The organism is Streptomyces capitiformicae, from assembly GCF_002214185.1.
Lineage (GTDB): Bacteria > Actinomycetota > Actinomycetes > Streptomycetales > Streptomycetaceae > Streptomyces > Streptomyces capitiformicae.
Genome location: NZ_CP022161.1, coordinates 4,901,770 through 4,921,444 on the forward strand (window position 1 = coordinate 4,901,770; position 19,675 = coordinate 4,921,444).

14 protein-coding genes and 1 pseudogene are annotated in these 19,675 nt (G+C 71.1%); 8 read left to right on the plus strand and 7 right to left on the minus strand.

Translation table 11 applies throughout. The features are described 5' to 3' along the window. Nucleotides 1-415: 415 nt before the first annotated feature. The 3 genes from CES90_RS21890 (at nt 416) to CES90_RS21900 (ending at nt 4,663) form a co-directional block, all read left to right on the plus strand. The gene (locus CES90_RS21890; RefSeq protein WP_229914221.1) at nt 416-2,008 is read left to right on the plus strand and encodes a ricin-type beta-trefoil lectin domain protein; all 1,593 of its coding nucleotides are present in this window, start codon (nt 416-418) and stop codon (nt 2,006-2,008) included. A 70-nt stretch (nt 2,009-2,078) separates the two neighbouring features. Continuing rightward, nucleotides 2,079-2,711 carry a GNAT family N-acetyltransferase gene (locus CES90_RS21895; protein WP_189786328.1) on the plus strand — a complete coding sequence of 211 codons (633 nt, stop codon included), beginning with the start codon at nt 2,079-2,081 and terminating at the stop codon, nt 2,709-2,711. 290 nt (nt 2,712-3,001) lie between these two features. Then, complete coding sequence (locus tag CES90_RS21900) at nt 3,002-4,663, plus strand: ATP-binding cassette domain-containing protein (protein WP_229914220.1); 1,662 nt, start codon at nt 3,002-3,004, stop codon at nt 4,661-4,663. A gap of 14 nt (nt 4,664-4,677) precedes the next feature. On the opposite strand, the gene CES90_RS21905 is transcribed toward CES90_RS21900, so the two are convergent. Continuing rightward, on the minus strand, nt 4,678-5,145 hold the full coding sequence (locus CES90_RS21905; protein ID WP_189786326.1) for an SRPBCC family protein: 468 nt from the start codon (nt 5,143-5,145) through the stop codon (nt 4,678-4,680). 159 nt (nt 5,146-5,304) lie between these two features. On the opposite strand from CES90_RS21905, the pseudogene CES90_RS21910 reads away from it, so the two are divergent. The 4 genes and pseudogenes from CES90_RS21910 (at nt 5,305) to CES90_RS21925 (ending at nt 8,973) form a co-directional block, all read left to right on the plus strand. Beyond that, nucleotides 5,305-6,126 (plus strand): annotated as a pseudogene (locus CES90_RS21910) (arabinan endo-1,5-alpha-L-arabinosidase). A gap of 40 nt (nt 6,127-6,166) precedes the next feature. Beyond that, on the plus strand, nt 6,167-7,591 hold the full coding sequence (locus CES90_RS21915) for a hypothetical protein (RefSeq protein WP_229914219.1): 1,425 nt from the start codon (nt 6,167-6,169) through the stop codon (nt 7,589-7,591). Between the two features lie 354 nt (nt 7,592-7,945). Then, nucleotides 7,946-8,128, plus strand: coding sequence for a hypothetical protein (locus CES90_RS21920; protein ID WP_232791329.1), 183 nt, complete (start codon nt 7,946-7,948; stop codon nt 8,126-8,128). Between the two features lie 62 nt (nt 8,129-8,190). Next, on the plus strand, nt 8,191-8,973 hold the full coding sequence (locus CES90_RS21925) for a polysaccharide lyase family 7 protein (RefSeq protein ID WP_189786324.1): 783 nt from the start codon (nt 8,191-8,193) through the stop codon (nt 8,971-8,973). A 70-nt stretch (nt 8,974-9,043) separates the two neighbouring features. Here CES90_RS21925 and CES90_RS21930 read toward each other — a convergent pair whose 3' ends face one another. The 6 genes from CES90_RS21930 to CES90_RS21955 all read right to left on the minus strand — a co-directional run bounded on the left by CES90_RS21930 (nt 9,044) and on the right by CES90_RS21955 (nt 16,643). Beyond that, nucleotides 9,044-10,510 carry an amino acid permease gene (locus CES90_RS21930; protein ID WP_189786323.1) on the minus strand — a complete coding sequence of 489 codons (1,467 nt, stop codon included), beginning with the start codon at nt 10,508-10,510 and terminating at the stop codon, nt 9,044-9,046. Nucleotides 10,511-10,896: 386 nt separating this feature from the next. After that, on the minus strand, nt 10,897-12,555 hold the full coding sequence (locus CES90_RS21935) for a PucR family transcriptional regulator (protein ID WP_229914218.1): 1,659 nt from the start codon (nt 12,553-12,555) through the stop codon (nt 10,897-10,899). A 98-nt stretch (nt 12,556-12,653) separates the two neighbouring features. After that, complete coding sequence (locus CES90_RS21940) at nt 12,654-13,886, minus strand: PP2C family protein-serine/threonine phosphatase (RefSeq protein ID WP_189786322.1); 1,233 nt, start codon at nt 13,884-13,886, stop codon at nt 12,654-12,656. A 162-nt stretch (nt 13,887-14,048) separates the two neighbouring features. Beyond that, nucleotides 14,049-14,321, minus strand: a complete 273-nt coding sequence (locus CES90_RS21945; RefSeq protein WP_189786321.1) for a hypothetical protein — start codon at nt 14,319-14,321, stop codon at nt 14,049-14,051. Nucleotides 14,322-14,428: 107 nt separating this feature from the next. After that, nucleotides 14,429-15,325, minus strand: coding sequence for a helix-turn-helix domain-containing protein (locus CES90_RS21950; RefSeq protein ID WP_229914217.1), 897 nt, complete (start codon nt 15,323-15,325; stop codon nt 14,429-14,431). Nucleotides 15,326-15,467: 142 nt separating this feature from the next. Beyond that, nucleotides 15,468-16,643 carry a serine hydrolase domain-containing protein gene (locus CES90_RS21955; RefSeq protein WP_229914216.1) on the minus strand — a complete coding sequence of 392 codons (1,176 nt, stop codon included), beginning with the start codon at nt 16,641-16,643 and terminating at the stop codon, nt 15,468-15,470. Nucleotides 16,644-16,773: 130 nt separating this feature from the next. On the opposite strand from CES90_RS21955, the gene CES90_RS21960 reads away from it, so the two are divergent. Beyond that, nucleotides 16,774-19,674, plus strand: a complete 2,901-nt coding sequence (locus CES90_RS21960) for an AfsR/SARP family transcriptional regulator (RefSeq protein ID WP_308437906.1) — start codon at nt 16,774-16,776, stop codon at nt 19,672-19,674. Nucleotide 19,675 lies beyond the last annotated feature (1 nt).

Sequence of the window (19,675 nt, forward strand, 5' to 3'; positions counted from 1 at the left end):
GACGGATCCGGGTCCGGGCGAGGCCACGGCCACACCCGGACCCTTCACGGACGCGAACATGGGGGACACTCCCTTCTCCAGGCGGCCAGGAAGAGAGCGGTCCCGGCGCTTGGAAGGGACCACAGGAACGCAACGCGTACCCCGCTTCCTCTGCCCAGCGTCATTGTGGGCACGGCCGGCGCCGTCGCGCGAACCGGCGGATTCGAATTCGGCACCGGCTCCTTCCGAATGCGGTGAACCGTGTCACTGTACGGAACGTACTCCTCACTGATCCCGGCGTGATCGCGACTGTCCGGCTCGGGCGCCCGAGCCGGGACCGCGATCGGCCGCACCGGTGGTACCGAACAGGGAGGAGACCGGTCTCATGGATGGTGCTCCCGTGGCTGAAGCCCTTCTGCACGGAGTAGAGCGCTCCATGTCCGGAGAGGAATTCGTCTCCGGGCGGGCCGAGCGGGGAAACGCGGAAGGACGGGGCACGGCGCCCCTGGTCGAGGAAGTGCTGGCGCTGCACGGCAAAGCCCTTCTGGACTACGCGGCGTTATGCACCGGACCGCTGCCAGAAGCGGCGGAGCTGCTCGCCGGTCAGGCCTTCCGGAACACGTACGGTGACATGGCCTCGCATGCCGGCGCGGACTCCCCCTGGCGGCCCAGGCTGCTCGCGGCGGTCCTCGACGCCGCCCGGGAATGGAGCACCGACGACAGGCGCTCGTCCCTCCACCCGGACCTGCGGGACGACGAAACCCGTGCCAAGCGCCGGGCGGCGTACGACACCGACCGCGGTGGCAGGGGCCACAGGGGTCTGCTCCTGTACGCCTTCCGGAATCTGCCGGACCGTACCCAGGCACTGCTGTGGCACACCGAGGTCGAGGTGGAGGACATCGAGGCGGTGGCGGCCCTGCTCGACGCCGATCCCTCGCTGCTGAACCCCGAGCGCGCCCGCACCCTCCTGCGCGACAAGTGTGTGCAGGCCCACCTCGACCTCGCCCCCGACGAGCACTGCCGCCGCCACAACCGGCTCATCGACATCCACGCCCGCCCCGGCACCGGTGAGACGATGACGGAGGTGCTCGAGCACCTGGACGGCTGCGCCTACTGCGGGGCGGCGGCCGACCAACTGGACCAGTCACCGGACCGGCTCCCCGCCCTGCTCGCCGAGGCCGTCCTGGGATTCCGGGCGGCGGACTACCTCGCGACCCGGCCCGCCCGACTGTCGATCACGCCGGCGCGCATGGGCTCGGCGCCCGTCCCGGACCCTGCGTGGGCCGAGGCCCAGCCGCCCGTCGCCGGTGACCCCACGGCGCGGCCGCGCCGCCGATGGCCGCTGCTCGTCGCCATGGGGGTGGTGCTGTGCGGAGTGATCGCGGCCGCCCCCGTGGCTCTCAGCGGAGCCGAGGACGACCGCGAGGGCGCGGGCGGCCCGGCGCCCGGCCCCACCACCGGAAGCCCCGCCGACTCCGCCCCCGGCTCGTCCACCGCCGACCCCCCGCCCGCCGCCTCCACACCGCCCAGCGCCTCCTCGGTGCCCGGCACGGGTGAGGCCCTGGTCACGCGCCTGCGCAACACGAGGACCGGACTGTGCCTCGATGTGGCCGTTACGGAGCAGGTGGTGGGCGCGCTCGCGGTGACGGCGGAGTGCGGGGAGTCGGCGACCCAGGTGTGGTTGCTGGGGGACGACGGACGCATGTGGAACCAGGCGGCCCCCGGGCTCTGTCTGAACGCCCAGCCGGCCGGCAGCCTCGCCCTGCGGCCGTGTGCCGCCCAGGAGGACTCGGCCGACGAGGAGTCCGGTGACACCCGGTACAACCTGGCGGCCGACGGCCTCCTCACCGTCGCGCCCGAACCCGACTTGGCCGTGACGCCCATTCGCCGCACCTTGGGGGCGATCATCCTGCTGAAGCCCGTCCCGCAGGACAGGATCCGCCGGTCGCAACGCTGGCTCACCGACGAGACATCCGCCGACGCGACCCAGCCGTCGCAGACCGTCCGGGACAGCGCGGCCACCGGATGAGCCTCAAGAGCCGGCGGTGATGTCGGCGGCGGTCTCCCGCATGGTGGTGCCGGTGCTGCAGGATGCTGTGATGACATCGGCTCCCGCAGTGCGCCCGTACCGCCGCGAGGACCTGGTGGCCCTCCAGGACATCTGTATCCGCACCGCCCACAACGGCGGGGACAGCCGCCCTGTCTACACGGACCCCGACATCTTCCCGGCGACGTTCGCGACTCCCTACGCCCACCTGGAACCGGAACTGGCCTTCGTGCTGGACGACGGCGAGGGCCAGGCCGTCGGCTACGTCCTCGGCACCGCGAACACCACGGAGTTCGTGGAGAACTACCGCAAGAAATGGCTCCCCATGGTGACGGACCGCTTCCCGGAGCCCAGCGGTCCACCGAGCACGCCCGACGAGACGATCATCGAACTCCTGCACCACCCTGAGCGCATGATCGTCGCGGAACTCGCCTCGTACCCCGCCCACTTGCACATCGACCTGCTCCCCGCCTGGCAGGGCAAGGGCCACGGCCGCGTGCTGATGCGCACATTCCTCCAGGCCCTGCAGGACACGGCGGTGCCGTCCGTCCACCTGAGCATGGTGAGCACCAACACGCCCGCCCGAGCCTTCTACGCCCGCCTGGGCTTCCATCAAATCGAGGTCCCGGACCCCGGACCGGTGACCTACCTCGGCCGCACGACGGGACAACTGGACGCCCTCTGACCAGACGCACCAACTTCCGTGCGCCCGGTGACTCGCGGCCCGACGCGAGGTCCTCGACCGTGACCGCGGTGGATTATTCGGCGCACGGGGGGAAGTGGCGTTGGTAGCATGAATGGTATGGCACGAGGTATCTGGTCGCAGAAGGTTCGATCCGCCCGCTGACGGCGGCGCCTTCTCCCTGTTGAATCCGCGCTCGCCGTCCCGGTTCCCGCCGGGCGGCCTCTTGTCGCTGCCCGGCTCCACTGCGAGCTGCGGAGCATCTGTTGAACCCCACTCCGACTCCCGGAGCCATGTCCCTGCCCGTCGAGGCGGGCGGGAGTGCACACGTCCGCGCCGAGGGCCTCACCGTCACCCGAGGGTCCCGGCGTGTCCTGACCGACGTCTCGGTCACCGTTTCCGCCCGGTCGCGGGTCGCCGTCGTAGGCGAGAACGGCCGCGGCAAGACGACGCTGCTGCACGTCCTCGCCGGACTGATCACGCCCGACGACGGCACCGTCCACCGGGCCGGCACGATCGGCCTGGCCCGTCAGGAACTGTCCGCGCGGGACGGCGAGACCGTCGGCACCCTGACGTCCGAGGCGCTGGCCGCGTCACCGGCGGCCCTTGCCGCGCTGGACGAGGCGACCCTCGCCATGGCCGGGGGCGACCCCGCCGCCGGCGACCGCTACGCCACCGCGCTAGACTCCGCCACCCGGCTCGACGCGTGGGATGCCGAACGCCGCGTCGACGTCGCCATCGAAGCCCTCGGCGCCTGCACCGACCGCGACCGTCCCTTGTCGACGCTGTCGGTCGGGCAGCGCTACCGGGTCCGGTTGGCCTGCCTGCTCGGTGCGCGGCACGACGTGCTGCTGCTCGACGAGCCGACCAACCACCTCGACGCCGACGGACTGGACTTCCTGACCCGCAGGCTGCGCGAGCACGACGGCGGCCTCGCCGTCGTCAGCCACGACCGGGCACTGCTGCGCGACGTCGCGGACCGATACCTCGATCTCGACCCGACCCGCGACGACAAGCCCCGCCTGTACGCCGGTGGCTACGACGCCTGGCAGGACGCCCGGCGGCGTGAGCATGAGCGCTGGGAACAGGAACACGAGGAGCAGCAGGCCGAGCACCGGCGGCTGCACGACGCGGTGTCGAAGGCCCGCGACCGGCTCTCCACCGGCTGGCGGCCGGAGAAAGGGACGGGCAAGCACCAGCGCCAGTCCCGCGCACCGGGCGTCGTACAGGCACTGAAGCGGCAGCAGGACGCCCTGGAGGCGCACCGGATCGACGTACCGGAGCCGCCGCCCGCGTTGTGGTGGCCGGACCTGGGTGTCCGGCCGGGTGCGCCGCAGCTACGGATGCACGGCGTCGCCGTCGACGGGCGGCTGGCGGGCCCGGTCGCCCTCACCCTCGACGGCGGCGACCGGCTGCTCGTCACCGGACCGAACGGTGCCGGGAAGTCCACGCTGCTCGCGGTGCTGGCGGGTGCGCTGGAGCCCACGGAGGGGTACGTCCGGACGGCGCAGGGAGCACGGATCGTCCGGGTCACCCAGGAGACCGTCGAACAGGACCCCGGGCTCACCGCCCTCGAGGTGCACGACCGCCACGTGGGACGGCTGGTGGCCCGCGGCGCACTCCGCGACGCCGACGCCGTTCCTCTCGGGGCGCTCGGTCTGCTGGACTCCGACGCGATGCGCACGCCGGTAGGACGGATGTCGCAGGGGCAGCAACGGCGCCTCGACCTGGCGCTGGCACTGGCCGCGCGGCCCGCGCTGATCCTGCTCGACGAGCCGACCAACCACCTGTCATCGACCCTTGCCGACGAACTGACCGCTGCGATCCGCGACACGAGCGCCGCGGTCGTCGTCGCGACGCACGACCGGCAACTGGTGCGGGAGCTCACGGACTGGCCGCGTCTGGAGGTGGGGGAACCTTCGGCACCGGATGTCCCGTCCGGCCCGCCCCGTTAAGCAGCCGACCCCCGTCAGTCGGTCCTTTCGACGTACGACGCCAGGTTGGCCAAGGAGGAGGCGATGCCGGCCTCGTGTGCCGCTCGGTCGATGCCGGGCGGCACGCCCGTGGCGGTGACCGTCACCTCGGTCCCGTCACCGGCGGCGGCGAAGTGCCAGGTCATGGTCATGGTGCCCGCGTACGAGGGGTCGTCGGCCTCGAACACCGCCCGCTGCACCACGCGCTCCACCGGCACCAGGTCGGCGAACCCGACCTCGACGACGTCCGTCGCGTCGGACGTCTTGCCGGGGCTCCCGGTGGCGTCGAGGTAGGTGAGGACCATCCGGAAGCCGCCACCGGGCCGAGGATCCCACCGCTCGATCCGCCCACGCATGCCGTCCGGCGGCAACCAGGCCTCGAGGGACTCCCGGACGAGGAGGGCACCGTAGACAGCCGCCGGTGGTGCCGCGATCACCCTGCTGACGCGATCGGTCCTGTCCATGGCCCGACCCTAAGGCCTGTCCGCGGCTGATTCGACGGCAACCTGGCGGTGCGCGGCGGCAACCACTTACCGCACCGGCCCCGCGTACCGCGTACTCGCAGGCGTTCGCAAGCACTGGCAAGGAGAGCCCGCACACTTCGTACCCGCAGGGAGAGCTGTATGAGCCGTACGAAGCACACCCACCGCAGGGCATCGGACAGGAAACCCGCCGGCTTCGGCCGCAAGGCCGTCATGACGCTGTCGGCGGCCGCACTGCTGGCGCTGGTCCCGTCCACAGCGTCGGCCTAACCCCAACCCCGGCACGGTCACCGGCGCCACGGTGGTCCACGACCCCACAATGATCCGCACATCGGCGGGCAAGTACGTGCTGTACGCGACCGGCGGCGGCCTCGTCGAGCGGTCCTCCACCAACCGGATCGCGTTCACCTCCGGCCGCGACGCGTTCACCACCAAGCCGAGCTGGTGGTCGTCGTACGCGACGGAGGCATGGGCATCCGACATCTCATACCACGGTGGCAAGTACCTGATGTACTACGCGGTTTCCACGTTCGGCTCCAACAAGTCGGCCATCGGCCTGGCCGGTTCGACGACGGGCGAGCCGGACTCCTGGTCCGACTAGGGCATCGTGTACACCTCCACCACCTCCAGCGACTACAACGCCATCGACCCGAACCTCTTCGTGGACGGCAACGGCAAGTGGTGGCTGTCCTTCGGCAGTTGGTGGACCGGGATCAAGATGATCTAGATCAACTCGTCGACAGGCAAACAGCTGTCCACCAACACCACGCGGTACTCGCTCGCCGCACGGCCCACCGGCACCAAGGCCGTCGAAGCGCCGTACATCGTCAAGCGGAGCGGCTACTGAACGACTCGGACGGTGACCTGATCGTCTACCACTACTACGACGGCAATGCGGGCGGCACCCCCGAACTGGGCATCAACCTCCTGAACTGGAGCACCGGACGGCCCGTCGCCCACTGACCCGCAACGGCAGCCGAAACACCCCCTAGGGTTCGGCCGTATGACCGACCGCGTTCTGGAGCTGCTGCGCGCCCACCCTGATCTGGCCGCGCTGGCCGCGTTTCCGTTCGGCTTCGATGTGAGCCGGGCGTACCACGTGGAAGAGGTGCGTCTGGCGTCCGGCGCGGCTCTGGAACCGATCGCCGGTGACGACACCGGCGGTACCTACTTCCTGTGCGGGGGAACGGCCGTGCTCCACGCATCCTCCGCGGGCGACGCGGTGCTGATCGCGGACAGCGTGGGCGAGGCGCTCCAGATACTCGTCCGGCTGCCGGAGCGGTGCGGACACGGCCCCGCCGAACTGGACGCGCGGCGAGCGGCGTTGCTCAGCGCCCTGGGGCTGCCGGACCGGCCGCTGGCCGAACTCGTCGCCATGGGGGAGTCGGCCGCCCGTCGCACGGAGCCGGACCACGTCCTGCTCCACTCCCGCGACCTGCGCGCGTACCGGCTGGACGAGTCCTGCCGGCGGCCCTTGTACGACGTCGTCCTCGGCCCGGGACGCGAGGCACTGGAGCGGATGCGCTCCGGCGATCGCGGCGCGTGGGAGGAGGCGACTGCCGATCCGGTCCTGCGGGCGGGCGTGTTGCGGGCGGCGCAGTACGACCGCCGGTACCAGGACCTGCCGTTGCTGCGTTTTCTGCTGGAGCACGAGAACAGCGCGCGGACCGAGTGGTTCGAGGAACGGCGGCTGGCCGCGGTGCTGGTGGCGTCGTACGGTCGGCAGGCGGACGTTCCGCTGCTGCGGTCGGCCACCACCGGGCAGGTCACCGACCGCGCCGGAGCCGTGGAGTGGGCCCGCGCCGAGGAGGCGAAGCGGTACGGGCGGGACGTGGCGGCGGAGAGCGAGTTCACCTGGATCGAGCTGGCTCACCGGCAGGGTCGTGTCGAGCACGCCCGGGTGGCGCTCATCCGCATGCTGGACGACACGGGTCCGTTCGCCGACCGGCTCCGGGAGCTGAGCGGCGCGCTGGAGCGCATCGGCGACCACGCACAGGCGGCCCGCGCCCAGTTCGGCCTTCTCTCCCTTCAGGACACGGCATGGGACCGGGCCTCGGCGGCGTACGTCCTCGCCCGACTGGAGCGCCGAAAGGGCGACCTCGCGGCAGCCGGGCGCGCGCTGGTGCGGGCACGGGCAGCGGTCGGCGCCGATGGCACCACCAGGCTTGATGCCGGGCCGGACGACCCCGTGCGCCAGTGGCACCGCCGAGGGCTCGGCCGCCTGATCACGGAGCAGCACCTGGAGTTGACCCTCGCCGCGGTCGAGGCGGGGGACACGGAACTCGCCCGCACGACGATGGCGCACAGCAGGCGCCTGCTGGACACGATCGGCAAGGAGTCGGCGAAGGCACTCAGCGGGCTGTCCACCCGGGCGAAATGGGCGGTGGCCGGCCTCCGCCGGAGGGACGCCCCGGGACCGGTCCCGTGAGTCGGATCGCATGCTTCGGCCATGGCCCCCTCACTTCGCCGTGTCGCAGTGACCATGGGCGCACTTGCCGCGCTCGTGGGATGCTCCACGTCCTCGGGTTCGGAAGATCCGTCCGTCCCCCCGTCCCCGACCGGCGGGTCGACGGCGGTGTCCCCGCCGAGTTCACGACCTCCCACGGTTTCGGCCACGCCATCGCCGCCCCCCACTCCCACCTCTTCCACCTCGCCCTCTTCCACCTCCCCGGCCGACGGGACACGGCTGTCGGCGTGCGCCGACGGGCAGTGCGAGGTCGGTGTGAGGGCGGGCGACGAGGTCCCGGTTCCGGAGGAGCCTTTCGGCGCTCCCGTCATGAACGTGACGAAGATCGACAACGGCGAGGTGACTCTCGAGTGGCGGCGTGGCGACGGGTCACGCACCAGCATCACCCTGCTGTCGCCGGACGGCGGGCTGCAACTCGACGGGTACGACCTGACCGTCACCGTGCAGGGGAAGCGGGCGGTGCTCCGGATCACCAAGTCGGATACGTCCGCACGGTGACTTACGCCGGCTTCAAAGCCGAACAGCCTTACAGCAGCACACCTTTACAGGGAGGAAACCCCATGCCAGGCACTCGTACCTGCGTGCTGGTGGGCATCACCGCGGCTGTTTCGACCGCCGCGCTCGCGCTGCCCGCCCAGGCCGGCACCCCGGCCCCGCACGAGCGGGCGGCCGCCCGGTGCGCGTACCCGTCCGAGGTCCTGGACCTGTCCAACTGGAAGCTGACCCTGCCCACGGGCGACGACGAGGACCCCACCGAGATCCGGCAGCCGAAGCTGGCGACCTTCTCCGCCGGTCCCTGGTTCAAGGTCAACGCCGCCTGTGACGCGGTCCGGTTCCGGGCCGCCGTCAACGGCGTGACGACGGGAGGTTCCAGCTATCCGCGGGCCGAGCTGCGGGAGATGACCGAGGACGGCAGCGACGAAGCCGCCTGGTCCACGACGGACGGCACCCACACCCTCGTCGTCACCGAGGCGTTCACGGCACTGCCCAAGAAGAAGCCGCATCTGGTCGGCGCGCAGGTCCACGGTGGGGACGACGACGTCACGGTCTTCCGCCTCGAAGGCAGCAGCCTCTACATCACCGACGGCGACGACCGCCACCACCACCTCGTCACCGACGACTACGAACTGGGTACCGAGTTCGAGGCCAGGTTCGTCGCGGAGGACGGCGAGATCGACGTGTACTACAACGGGGACCTGCAGACCACGATCTCCCACGACGGCGACACCAACTACTTCAAGGCGGGGGCCTACACACAGGCCAACTGCGACAACTCCGATCCGTGCAGCGGCAAGAACTACGGCGAGGTCCGCATCTCCGGTCTCCAGGTCACCCACTCCTGACGGGGACAAGGCCGTGCTCCCCACCGCTCACGGTGGGGAGCACGGACCGCGTTACGGCACTCCTCGGCGGCTACCGGGGCGCGACAGCCTCCTCCTTGGTGCCGTTACGGCGGATCCGCTCCCGGACCAACGAGATCGCGATCACCAGCGCGGCGACGAGCACCGAGAGCAGTACCTGACTCCGGCCGCCGCCCTCCTTGCCGTCGGTGAGCATGTAGAGGAGCACGAAGGAGATCATCGCGATCGTCGCCCACGTCAGATAAGGGAACAGCCACATCCGTACGACGAGCTTCTCGGGGCTCTCACGCAGGATGATCCCTCGCATCTTCAGCTGCGAGAAGCAGATGACCAGCCACACGAAGAGCGCGACCGCGCCCGAGGAGTTCAACAGGAACTGGAAGACCGTGTCCGGCCACAGGTAGTTGAAGGCGACCGCCACGAAGCCGAAGACCACGGAGGCCAGGATCGCGGTCTGCGGCACACCCCGGCTGTTCGTCCGCACGAAGGACTGCGGGGCGTCGCCGCGCTGGCCGAGGGAGAAGGCCATCCGGGAGGCGGTGTAGAGGCCGGAGTTGAGACAGGACAGCACGGCGGTCAGCACGATGAAGTTCATGATCTGGCCGGCGTGCGGGATGCCGATCGAGTCGAGGGCGGCGACGTACGAGCCCTTCTCCTCGATCGAGGGGTCGTTCCACGGCAGCAGGGCGACCACGACGAGGATCGAGCCGACGTAGAAGACACCGACCCGCCAGATCACGCTCCGGGTGGCCTTGGCGACCGCGCGCTGCGCGTCAGGGGACTCACCGGCGGCGAGGGTGACGATCTCACTGCCCATGAAGGAGAAGACGACCAGCAGGATGCCGGTGAGGATCGCGCCGGGCCCGTTCGGCAGGAAGCCGTTGTGTTCGGTGAGATTCGCGAAACCCGTCGCGGCGTTGTCGGAGCCGGGCAGTACACCGAAGATGGCCAGGCCGCCGATGAGGATGAAGCCACTGATGGCGACGACCTTGATGCCGGCGAACCAGAACTCGAACTCGCCGAAGGAGCCCACCGAGGCCAGGTTGGTGGCGGTGAGGACCACCATCACGATCAGTGCCCAGGCCCACTGCGGTACGGCCGGCACCCAGCTCTCCAGGATCACGGCACCCGCGGTCGCCTCCACGGCCAGCACGACGACCCAGAAGAACCAGTACAACCAGCCGATCGAGAAGCCGGCCCAGCGACCGAGCGCCCGGTCCGCGTAGGCGGAGAAGGAGCCGGAACTCGGATTCGCCGCCGCCATCTCGCCCAGCATGCGCATGACGAAGACGACCAGGGCGCCGACCAGCACGTACGACACCAGGATGCCGGGACCGGCGGCGGCGATACCGGAGGCGGAGCCCACGAAGAGTCCGGCGCCGATCACTCCGCCGATGGCGATCATCGACAGATGGCGGTTCTTGAGACCGGCCCGCAGACCTGCCTGCTGCTCCGGAGGCCGACCACCCGTGGGCGGAGCGGTGTCAGGGGCCAGGGAATCAGGGGGACGAGTAGTCATGTCGACATCCATTGCGTGGTTGGGAGGGCCATGGGGGAGTGGCTGCCCGCCTCGACGGATCGACCGAGGGATCGCCGGATGGCTTCTTCGGTGGGGGACGAGCCGGCCGGGCGCAAAGCGGGGCAGGGGCGGTCACGGTCCTGACGATTCCCGAAAGCGATCACGGCATCGATCACGGCCTGAGCGGTGTTCGGATGCCGTGACGTGGTCGTCACCGCATGTCCGTGCTTCGCTCGTCTCCTTGTGGGAGGTGGACCGCATCCCGGGCCGCATCACCTACGGAAATGGATTTGCGCAAGCGTATGAGGCGTCAGCGGGCGAGGTGTTTGTTCCCGAGGACAAAGTCGCGCCCGATGGCTGTCCGATCGGCCAATGCGGTGCCGGGTTCAGACGGTGGGCGGCAGCCGCAGCTGGAGCATGGCCAGCAGACGCTGGTCGGGGCGGCTCAGATCGAGACCGGTCAGCTCCTCGGCCCGGCGGATGCGGTAGCGCAGGGTGTTGGGGTGCACGTGCAGCTGGGCGGCGGCCGCCCGGACGTCACCGAAGGAATTCAGGTACGCCAGCAGGGACTCGGCGAGTCGGCCCTGGTGCCGGTCGTCGTGCGCGACAAGGGCGGTCAGCCGGTGATCCCGTATCTCGGGATGGGCGGAGAGCAGGGTCAGCACTTCGCTGACCACCACCTCCGCCTGGATGTCCTCCAGCGTGGCGACCGCGACGGACACGTCGGCTCCCACCATGGCGTCGAGGATGCGGTCGGCCTCCCGGCGCGACTCGGTGGCGTCCCCCAGCCCGGGCACCACACAGCCGATCGAGCCGCGCAGCGGCAGGCCGAGGTGGCGGTGTGCGGCGTCGGTGATCTCCTGGCCCCAGCCCCGCAGTATGTCCGTGTCGATGCTGCGGGGCAGCTGGGGCAGGAGGACGTAGATACGGGGATCGAGCTGGGTGACCAGCGCGCTGCGGTGCCGGGCGGCGATGTGCACGGAGATCAGGTTGGTGGCCTCGGTGTGGGTCAGCTCCGGTGCGGCGCCGGCGGGACTGCTCTCCGGCGCGGCGACGACCTGCGCAGTCCCGTACGAGAAGCCCAGGACGGCGGCCGGGCGGGTGGCGTCGAATCCCAGGTGGGTGGCGAGCGGCTGCGGCCCGGTGCTCCCCTCCAGAAGTCCGGCCAGCAGGGTCCGGGTGAGCGTCAGGTCCTCGGTGAGCTCCCGGCGGCGGCGTACCAGGTGGTGCGCGGCCACCCGGGCGGCGCCGAGCAGTGCCTGCTCGGAGTGTTCGGACAACGGCGTCGAACCCTCCTGCACCCAGATCGTTCCCAGCTGCCGCTCCCCGGACCGGATGGCCACCGCGAGCCGGCGGCGGATCCCCAGCTCCGGGTGGCTGTCGATGCCGATCACCTGGTCGCTGGAGTGCAGGTGCTGGAACACCCCCCACTCGCGCAGCTTCGCCAGATACGCCTCCGGTCCCTGCCAGCCGAGGATGGAGCGCCGCCGCAGATCGTCGATCTCGTCGGAGTCGGTGGACCGGGAGTAGGCCAGCACCCGGTTCGCGGCGTCCTCGATGCTGACGATGCCGCTGGTCAGGACGGCGGTGGTCTGGGCGAGCGAGAACAGGTCGCCCTCCTGGGCACCCTCGCCGGGAGGGCCCGGAGGCGCGTCGTCGAGGGCGGCGCGGGCCAGCGCGGTCACTTGTTCCCAACGCGCCTCACCGCGCAACGACAGCAGAGCCACCCCGGCCTCGGCGGCGGTCTCACTGAGCGCCGTGGCCTGGCCGGGACCGTCGAGTTTGACCACGACGGCGGCAGCTCCGTCACGGGCGGCGGCCCGCAGCGCGGGAAAGGCGGCTCGGCCACGGGCACCGATGACGAGGACCAACTCGCCCGGCTCGGCAGTCGGCGGATCCTCGGGATCCAGCAGGGCAACGCCCCGGATCTCGACGTCCAGCCCGGCGGGAGCGGCCTGCACCTCCACCAGCGAGTCACCAAGCGCCATCAGCAACTGGCGCAGGCTGATGCCCGCTGTGGCCGGAGACACCGCGGCCGGATCCATGAATGCCGCCTCTGCTGGGAACCACGCCGGACCCTGATGCTAACCGTCCGGGCGACGGCGGCCGTACCGGGCAGGGCGGCCGATCCATCGCGGTCACGTCACAGGCGGATGACGACCAGGGCCGTGTCGTCGGTGTTGCCGGCGGGTGGAAGGAGGTCGGCCAGGAGGGCGTCGGCCAGGATCTCGGGGTCGGCGTGCCGGTGGCGGGTGAGGGACTCGGTGAGGCGGGCCAGGCCGGTGTCGATGTCCTCGGTGCGGCGTTCGATCAGCCCGTCGGTGTACATGACCAGGGTGGCGCCCTCGGTGAAGGGCGTCTGGGCCTGAGGGCGGGGGAGATGTTCGGGGCGGGCGGAGAGAGGCGGGTCGGTGGCCTGGTCGAGGAAGGCCGCCGTGCCGTCGGGGTGCACGAGGACGGGCGGCGGGTGCCCGGCGCAGCTGTAGGTGATGGTGTGGTCGTCCCAGTCGATGAACGTGGTCACGACGGTGGTCGATTCGGCGCCCTCGACGGAGCGGGCGTACAGGCCGAGGGCCTCCAGGGCCTCGGCGGGCCCGTCGGTGACGCGGCAGGCCGCGCTCAGCGCGCTGCGCAGCTGTCCCATGGCGCAGGCCGCGGCGAGACCGTGGCCGACGACGTCCCCGACGGCGACCGCCAGGCTCTCGCCGGGCAGGTCGACCAGGTCGTACCAGTCGCCGCACACGTTCAGGGCGCCGACGGCCGGGCGGTAGCGCACCGCGGCCCCGTGCCGTCCGGTCGGGCCGGGGGAGGGCAGCATCGCCGCCTGCAGGGCCAGGGCGACCTCTCGATCCCGGGCGTGCGCCTTGCGCAGGCGGTCGTTGACCTCCTGCAGTTCGCGGGCGCGCGTGTAGAGCTCGGCTTCCAGCACGCGGGCCCGATCGGTGTCACCGCCCGGGCCGCCGCGGGCGCGCATGAGTTCGGTGATCTCTTCCACCCTGTGCACGATGAGCACCACGCGGCCCTCGGCGTCGAGGACGGGCGCGTTGACCGGGCTCCAGTAGTGCTCCTCCCAGCGGCCGGGCCGTTCAGGGTCCTCGATGTCGTAGCGGAGCAGCGCCATGGTGTCCCGCTCGCCGGTGGCCACCACCCGCAGCATCGATGCCTGCGTCTCCCGTCTGCCGGCCGCGGCCGGGTCGTTCGGGTTCTCGGGGAAGACGTCGAAGATGTAGCGGCCCACGAGTTGCTCGCGGGTGCGGCCGGCCAGGCGCTGGAAGTCCTCGTTGGCATCCGCATACACCAGCTCGGGGGTCAGGAGCGCCACCATGCCGGGCAGGGCCTGGAAGACCGCCGCATAGTCGATCCTCGGTTCCCTCATGTACTGCCTGCCTCGACCCGGGTAGCCATTGCGTTGATCTTTCACCATAGACAGTGAACGCGCCACGAGGCCGGAGAGCTGCTCCCTATGGGGCAATCTCCGGATCAATGTGCGACGCGTGTTGATTCGGCATATTCAGTACATTCAGCACGTGAGGAGCGCTCATGGCTGCTTGCGGCTCCTGCTGAGGAGTTGGAGGCCCGAGATGATCTGGTAGATGCCGCAGAGCATCGGCCCCCAGGTCACGAAGTACGCGCCCACGCCCTGGGCTTGCTCGTGGGTGGTGACGGCGACGAGCAGGCCCCCGATGAGCCAGGCCACACCGAACTCGATGGAGCGCCTGCCCCTCGTCTCCCAGCGGGCCCGTTGCTCGGGGGAGGCGCCGTTGTACGGCGTGGTCGAACTCCCGTACGGCCGTACGCCATTGTCAGCCAACTTGGTCCCTGAGTGGATGAAGGTGTCCTGGTCCAGCCGTCCCTGGCAGGCTGGTCGGACGATCCCCTCGCGCCGCCGACCCGGCCTTCGGCTGTACGGCGGGGAGGTTATCGACCGGTGGCCGACGCGGTCTTGGACGAATTTGCTCTCGCCGGGAGAGCCAGTGCCCCTTCCACGCAGCGAGCGGCCACGATCTGTCCGGGGGTGGCACCGGCGATGGCCCGGAACTCCCGGTTGAGGTGCGCCTGGTCGTAGAAGCCGCAGGCCGTCGAGATCTCCGTCAGACTCGCGGCCCCGTGGTTGAGCAGGGCCATCGCGTGGCGGAAGCGCAGGATCCGGGCCGCCCCCTTGGGCGTCAGCCCGATCTGCTGGGTGAACCGCCGGATCAAGTACCCCTGGCTCCACCCCACCTCGGCGGCGATACGGGAGATCGGGATCGCCCCCGCGCTGCAGGAGAGCAGCCGCCAGGCGTGGCCGACCTCGGGCGCGGGCTCCGGCCCGCGCCCCAGCCGGTCGAGCAACGCCGCGTCCAGCAGGTCGAACCTGGCCGCCCAGTCCCGGATGGACGCCAGCCGATCCACCAGCGTCCCGGCCTCGGGGCCCAGCACGTCCTCGATCCCGACGGCCAGGTTCGTCAACTCGCACATCGGCATGCCGAACAGCCGGTAGGCGCCCAGCGGCGTGAACTCGACGCGGATCGCCTCCTGGCCGCCGGGATGCACACAGATCGCCGGCCGGTCCTCCAGCCCCACCACCAGCGACCCGACGTTCCCGCTGACGCCGTCCCGAACGCCCAACCGCCGGACCTCGGAAAACGGCTCCGCGAGGTTGATCAACAGGGTCGCACGCCCGGACGGCACCAACCGCGCCTCGTACGGTGAGGGCACCGCTTCCCCGTAACCGACGTAGCTGCGCAGGAACGGCCGCAACCCCGGATGCCAGGGCCGTGTGATCCGCCACAGACCACCGAGCCGCGCGACCTCGAGCGCACCGACGCTCGTCATGCCACCGTATGCACCATGAAGCATGCCAACAGATCGTTCCGCATGCTTCACAGGATCCGGGGCAGCCACGCCCAACTCACCGACGCCGAAGTGAAGTCGAGGCGCAGGTGGATGCGGAAGCGGTGAAGGGAAGGGACCTCGCTCAGGCCGAGGGCGGGCAGAACTCGGCCGAGACGACGTTCTTGCCGCCGCCGACCCAGTCGCCGTTGAAGTTCAGCGTGATCATGTGGCGGCCGTCCTTGGTGCCGAAGGCCTGGGTGGAGGAGCCGTGGATACCGCCGGAGTGGCCCCAGACCTTGACCCCGCAGGTCGTCTCGTACCCGATGAGGCCCAGGCCGTAGCGCTGGCGCGGCAGGTTGCCCTCGGTCGAGACTGCGCTGGTCATCTGCTGGAGTTGGGCGGGGCGCAGCAGTCTGCCGCCGAAGAGGGCGGCGTAGAAGCGGTTGAGGTCGGAGGAGTTGGTGATCATCTCGCCCGCCGCCCAGGCCCAGGACGGGTTGAGCTCGGTCACGTCGTAGGTCTTGCCCGGGTCCTCCGTGAAGGTGGAGTAGTGCCGGGTGGGCGCGGGCACGTGCGGATCGGTGCCGGGGAAGTGCGTGGCGCTCATCCCGAGCGGCCTGGTGACGCGCCGCTGGATCTCCTCGGCGTAGGGCCTGCCGGTCAGCTTCTCGATGATCAGCCCGAGCAGGAGGTAGTTGGTGTTGGAGTACTTCCAGGCGGTGCCGGGCTCGAACTGGGGAGGGTTCTGCAGGGCGAGCGCGATGACCTGCTGCGGAGTCCAGTCGTCGTAGCGGGAGTTGAGGAACTCGATGCCGAGCACCTTCTTCGCGAACGTGGCGTCCTCGGTGAAGTTGAAGACGCCGCTGGTGTGGTTCATCAGCTGACGCACCGTGATCTTCGTGCCGTCGTGGCCGTTGCCTCGTACGAGTCCAGGCAGGTAGTGGTCGACCGTGGCATCGAGGTCGGCCCTTCCTTCCGCCTGCAGTTGGAGCATGACGGTCGCCACCAGCGACTTGGTGACGCTTCCCGAGCGGAACCGGTCGCCGTACCCGCGCGGCTGACCCGTGGTGAGGTCGGCGACGCCCGAAGTGCCCTTCCACACACCGTGGCTGTCGCGTACTTCGGCCACGACTCCCGGCACGCCCGCGGCAACGGCCGCGTCCATGGCGGCCTGGGTGGCGTCGTGCCCCACCTGCCGCGTCTCGGCGGCGGCCACCGTGCCGCCGGCCGCGGCAGCGGGCGTGGTCAGCAGAGCCGTACCTGCCGCCGCGATCACTGTCACGCCCACCAGCGTCGTCCGTATCAGGCGTGTCGACATGTGCACCAACCTCTCTCGGCCTGCGGGACACGCATCGTGCCGAGCGACTCCAACAGGCCACTAACAGGCCGTTAACAGCGATGATGTGACGCTCTTTGATCACCGCCCGGTGCTGATGGAGGATGGCCCGGTGAGGTTCGCGGTACTGGGGTCATTGACGACAGCCGACGACGACGGCGTGGCCGTCGTCGTCGGAGGGGCGAAACCCCGTACGTTGCTCGCCGTCCTGCTGCTCGAGGCGAACCGCACCGTGCCACTGGACACGGTGATGGCGGCGTTGTGGGGAGAGACTCCGCCGCCGACGGCCACCGCCTCGCTGCACAACCACGTCGCCCGGCTGCGGCGCAGCCTCCGCGACGCCGACGGCACACGGCTGCGCACCATGAACCGCGGGCTGGAACTCCGTGTCGACGAGGGCGAGTTGGACCGCCACGTGTTCGAGAAGCAGGTGCGCCGGGCGCAGGAGGCCCGCAGCCGGGGTGACTGGGAGACGGCGGAGCGCGACGCACGCACCGCGCTGGCGCTGTGGCGCGGTGCACCGTTCGCGGATGTGCCCGCCCTCGTCGGCCACCCCGCCCTGACGTTCCTCCAGGAGCAGCGGCTGCAGGCGCTCGAATGCCGCTACGAGGCCCTCCTGCACCTCGACCGCCTCGACGGGCTCGCCGCCGAACTGGGCGTCCTGGTCAAAGAGCATCCGTTCCGGGAGACGCTGCACCGCCAGCTGATCCTCGTCCTCGGCCGCACCGACCGCCAGGCCGAAGCACTGGCGGTCTTCGGCGCCCTGCGCCGGACCCTGATCGAGGAACTCGGGGTGGATCCCGGCCCGGCCGTCCAGGACGCCCACCGGGAGGTACTCCGCGGCACAGCTGTCCGGCACGGCGAACCGCCCGCACCCGCGTGGACCCCCGCGAGTCCTTCGCGGCTGGCGCAGCTTCCCGCAGCGCCCGCCGGGTTCGTCGGCCGCGCCGAGCACATCGCCGAGATCCGCTCCGCGCTGGAGCCGGATCGAAGCCACACCGCGCTCGCCGTGATCAGCGGAATGCCGGGCGTGGGCAAGACGGGCCTCGCCCTGCACATCGCCGAACAGCTCAAGCACGCCTTCCCGGACGGTCAGCTCTACCTCAACCTGCACGGAGCCACACCGGGCGTCGCCCCTCTCGCACCCAGCGACGCCCTCGCTGCTCTCCTGCACGGCCTGGGGGTCGACGCCCGGCGGATCCCGTGCGACGTGGCGGTCGGCTCAGCCCTGCTGCGCTCCGCGCTCGCCCCCACCCGCACGCTGCTCGTCCTCGATGACGCGGCCTCGGTGAGCCAGGTACGTCCCCTGCTGCCGGCAGGCGCCGGCTGCGCCGTACTGCTGACCAGCAGAAAGCCACTGGCCACCCTGGGAGCCTCCACGCACGTCCGACTGGACCCGCTCCCACCGCAGGACAGCGCCCTTCTGCTGGAGCGGGCCTCGGGCCGCTCCTGGGCCGAGTCCGACGCCGGACCGGTGGCCGATCTGGCGGCCCTGTGCGGCCACCTGCCCCTGGCGCTGCGCGTGTGCGCGGCACGCCTGAGAAGCCGCAGGACGCTCCCGGTCCGGAAACTGGCGGAACGCCTCGCCCGGCAGGAGGACCGCCTGGACCACCTCGAACTGGAGGACCTCAGCGTTCGCCGCTCCCTGACGGCGGCCCACGAGGCGCTCCTCGGCTCGGGCGACCCGCGCGACGGTGACGCCGCCAGGGCCCTCGCCCTCATCGGCGCGCTGGACCTGCCCGAGTACGGCACACCGCTGATGGCCACCGCCATGCACTCCACCGAAGGGCGCGCCGAGCAGGCCCTGGACCGCCTGGTGGAGGTGGCGCTGCTCCAGGAGGCGGGCTGGGGCCGCTACGTCCCGCACGACCTGGTCCGCGACTTCGCCCGCGAACTAGGGGGTGGGAACGCGGGCGCCGTCGAACGGTCCCTGCGCTGGTACGAGGAGCGGCTCGCGCGATGCGCCGCGATCCTGCGGCCGGGCCGTGGGCGGGCGCCCGAGCAGCCCGGGGACGGTACGGCGTTCACCGACGCCGCGGCGGCACTCGCCTGGGGCGACGCGGAGGCGGCGAACCTCCTCTTCCTGGCCGGCTCCGGTGCGCACGGGCGCCTGGGGCCGACCCGCACCGTGGAGCTGATCCATGCCCTGTTCCCCTACCTGCACGACCGTGGCCGCGCGCAGGACCTCGAACGTCTGACGCGTCGTGCCATCACCCTCGCCAGGGCCGGCGGCGACGGCGCCGCCGAAGCACGGGCGCTGGGCCAACTCGCCTCCGCGCACTACTCCGTGGGACACGTCCGACAGGCGCTGCTGCTGCTGGACGAGGCCGTGGAGCTCAGCGAGCACCTCCGCGACGACGCGGCCCGCATGCGTCACCTCGGCAACCGGGCCGCGCTGCTGAGGGAACTCGGCCGGGGCGCCGAGGCCCGGACGACACTGGCACGGTGTCTCGCGCTGCGGCCCGCCACCCTCACCCGCACGGAGGAAGCGGTGCTCCTCGGGCACCAGGGCTACGTGGCCGAACTCACCGACCCGCGTGTGGCCCTGTCGTTCCACCGGCGCAGCAGGGAACTCGCCCGCGAGGCCGGCAGCACCGTGATCGAGCAGGTCGCCCTGTGCAACGCCGGCCGTGCCCACCTGACCCTCGGCGAGCCCGCCCAGGCCATCGGGAGTTTCGACGAGGCGCTGCGTGTCATGGAGTCCGGCGCGGCCCACTGGAACGCGGAGCGGGAGACCCGCTTGGGCCGCGCCCAGGCCCTGCGGGCGCTCGGACGCCTCGGAGCGGCCCGGGAGGCATGCGGGGCGCTGCTCGAGGAAGCCACCGCGCGCGGCGACTCGTACGGGCGGGGCCTCGCCGAGCACGAGCTGGGCCACGTCCTGAGGGCGCTCGGGGACGAACAGGCGGCCCTGACCCGATGGCTCGGCGCGCTGTCCGCCCTGGACGGCACGGACGCGCAGGTACTCCCCGAACTGCGCACCCTGACGGCGCCCACACATCTACGTTCATGGTGAT